This window comes from Hydrogenimonas sp. (assembly GCF_029932565.1).
Taxonomy (GTDB): Bacteria; Campylobacterota; Campylobacteria; order Campylobacterales; family Hydrogenimonadaceae; genus Hydrogenimonas.
This window is the reverse complement of sequence record NZ_JAOZPV010000056.1, coordinates 1-3,048: the sequence shown is the minus strand read 5'-3', so window position 1 is coordinate 3,048 and position 3,048 is coordinate 1. Positions and strand designations below refer to the sequence as shown.

Here is a 3,048-nt window from a genome sequence, read left to right as displayed (position 1 = left end):
GTATAAAACGAAAGCATGTTTCGTTTGGTGGTGTCAAGGGAACTGATCAAATTTGAAAGAAAAATACGAAGCCCGTCACTACGCTTGTCTATAGATGGGGCATCAGAAAAGTGCGAGTACGCGGCACAGCAACGAGGCGCAGTGAGCTACGTCGATGGAGCTACAACGCAGTCATTGTGATGCGATGATGCAGCAGACGGAGAAAAAATACCCCCAACCACCGCGACAAGACCGAGCGGGCGTTCACGCGTGAGTGTGGTCCATCAATAGACCAACGGTGCAGGAGGGAGGTACGCTTTAGGCGGCAGCTTCTCGCCGGGAGCACCGGCTCAAACGAAGTTACCGACGCACCACGCACCTACCGGTCCCGCAATATCAAAGTGTTGGACCCCCGATATGCGGGTAGCGCACCGCTCAGTCGGTGTGAGACAACATCGCTGTTGCCTACATAAAATTATTATACTCCAAAATGCTTAATCGGGGGTTGAAAAACGGGCAAATTTGATCGCCTCGTCGAGTGATGTGGAGGGAGAAATGTCGGGGTTGACGTAATCCGGGAACGCCTGTGCCGTTTTGTTACCGATGGCCACAGCTCTCCAGCTTTCGTCCCAGGAAAAGTTTTCGAAAAAACATTTGACGATGGAGGGGGCCGTGAAAATGAGAGCCGCTCCCTTTTCCGGTTTTCGGCTCTCGTCGTAGCAGGTACATGACGTTTCGTAGATGACCGCTTCATCCACTTCGATACCTGCCTCGCGAAGATCTTTGGCGATTTTGGAGACCACCACTTTCGGCCGGGCGTAGAGCCATCGGAATCCGGGGAACCTCTCTGCCAGCTCCCTGGCCAACACATCGCCATACGCTTTGGAAGCAATATAGATCACTTTTCCGCCACGTTTTTCGATCTCTTCCGCTGTCATCTTTCCGATAGCCGCCGCGGGAAGCCGCTTCCACTCGCCATGTGACACCTCATCGAGCGAAACAACCCCCTGTTTGGAGGTAAGAATCAACCCGTCGTAACCGGAAAAGTCGATGGTTTGGGGTATGAGGGTGAAGTGGATCATCGGAAGGTGCCTGACGCCGGGTTTGGATGTAGGGGACAATAGATAGATGGGGGATGGGGGATGGGATATGGGGGATGGGATATGGGGGATGGGGGATGAAGCGGTGCTTTGCGCCTCCTTCGATTGGCCGCCTTGCGGCTTCTCTTCATTCTCCATTCTCAATTTTCCATTATCCATTCGTGCAACGTATGCGTTATTCCCATTCGATCGTAGCGGGCGGTTTGGAGCTGATGTCGTAGACGACACGGTTGATGCCGTCGACTTCGTTGATGATGCGTCGGCTGATACGTTCGAGCAGATCGTGCGGAAGATGGGCGAAGGTTGCGGTCATGCCGTCGACCGATTCGACGACACGGACACAGACGGTGTTGTCGTAGGTGCGGTTGTCGCCCATGACACCGACACTTTTGACGTTGAGCAGCACAGCAAATGCCTGCCATGTTTTTGTATAGTAACCACTCGCTTTGAGCTCTTCGAGCAGAATCACGTCCGCTTCTCTTAGCAGGTCGAGATCGTAGATGTTGACCTCGCCCATGATACGGATCGCCAGTCCCGGTCCCGGGAACGGGTGTCGGTAGACAAGCGATTCGGGCAGACCCAGTTCGAGACCGAGTTTTCTTACCTCGTCCTTGAAGAGCTCGCGGAGCGGTTCGATCAGTTCGAAATCCATCCAATCCGGCAGGCCGCCGACATTGTGGTGGGATTTGATCGTTTCACTGGGGCCCTTGACCGAAACCGATTCGATCACGTCCGGATAGAGTGTTCCCTGCGCCAGAAATTTGATCCCTTCATGCTTTTTCGCCTCCTGTTCAAAGACTTCAATGAAGGTGTGACCAATGATTTTCCGCTTCTGCTCGGGGTCGGTCACACCTGCCAGCTTGACGAGAAAATGCTCGCTTGCATCGACAGTGATCAGAGGGACTTTCAGGTGCACTTTGAAGACGCTTTCAACCTGTTCGCGCTCCCCTTTTCGAAGCAGTCCGTTGTCGACGAATACCGGAATCAGCTGATCGCCAATCGCTTCGTAGAGAAGTGCCGCCACAACCGACGAATCGACGCCGCCGCTCAATGCGCAGAGCACCTTGCCTTCTCCGACCTGCTGCCGGATTTTGGCGATCTGCTCTTTGAGGAAATGGCCCATATCCCACTTCTCGGTGACACCGCAGATCGTACGGGCGAAATTGCGGAGCATGATATGCCCCTCTTCGGAGTGGTGAACTTCCGGGTGAAACTGAAGTGCATAGATTCTTCTCGTTTCATCGGCTATCGCCGCATAGGGGGAGTTGTCGCTGTAGGCGATCGGTTTGAATCCGTCCGGCAGCGTTTCGACCCGGTCGGAGTGGCTCATCCAGACGATCGTGGCGTCATGGCACCCTTCGAAAAGCGGTGACGTATGCCCATGTTCCTCATGAAAATGGAGCTCCGCTTTGCCGTACTCGTGATGCGTCGACCGAACCACCGAGCCACCGAAATCGACAGCGATGCGCTGCATACCGTAACAGATGCCGAGAATCGGAAGCCCCAGATCGTAGACTGCTTTGTCCACTTCGAAAGCATCTTTGTCATACACGGAAGCGGGACCGCCGCTCAGAATAATACCTTTGGGATTTTTCGCTTTGATCTCTTCGACCTTGGTGAAATAGGGAACAATTTCGCAGTAGACCTTCTCTTCGCGAAGGCGGCGTGCAATGAGCTGCGTATACTGCGAACCGAAGTCGAGAACTATGATACTGACATCTTTCAAAATGGAGTCCTTGACGGAAGAATTTGATGGTATTTTACCGTGTGGAAGGTTAAAGTTAAGTGAGGATGTTGGAATGCTAGATAGTGGGAGGGTGAGAAGGTGGGATCGCCGCTTGGCGGCTTTGTGGGAAGGTGGGAGGGTGAAGACGCGCTTCGCGCTGGTGGGAATGTGGGAATGTGGGAATGTGGGATCGCCGCGGTGCGGCTTTGTGAGGGTGTGGGATTGTTAGATAGTGGGAGGGTG

The 3,048-nt window shown here is 53.8% G+C and carries 2 protein-coding genes; both read right to left on the bottom strand.

Annotated elements, in window-relative coordinates; genetic code table 11:
- Positions 1–473: 473 nt before the first annotated feature.
- The gene (locus tag Q1K24_RS07220) at positions 474–1,217 is read right to left on the bottom strand and encodes a uroporphyrinogen-III synthase (RefSeq protein WP_300368120.1); all 744 of its coding nucleotides are present in this window, start codon (positions 1,215–1,217) and stop codon (positions 474–476) included.
- A 37-nt stretch (positions 1,218–1,254) separates the two neighbouring features.
- The gene (guaA, locus tag Q1K24_RS07215; protein WP_300368117.1) at positions 1,255–2,805 is read right to left on the bottom strand and encodes a glutamine-hydrolyzing GMP synthase; all 1,551 of its coding nucleotides are present in this window, start codon (positions 2,803–2,805) and stop codon (positions 1,255–1,257) included.
- Positions 2,806–3,048 lie beyond the last annotated feature (243 nt).

Bases quoted from the DNA above. Each gene is read 5' to 3' on its own strand.
- Q1K24_RS07220 (WP_300368120.1), bottom strand. From the start codon at position 1,217: ATGGAGAATGAAGAGAAGCCGCAAGGCGGCCAATCGAAGGAGGCGCAA.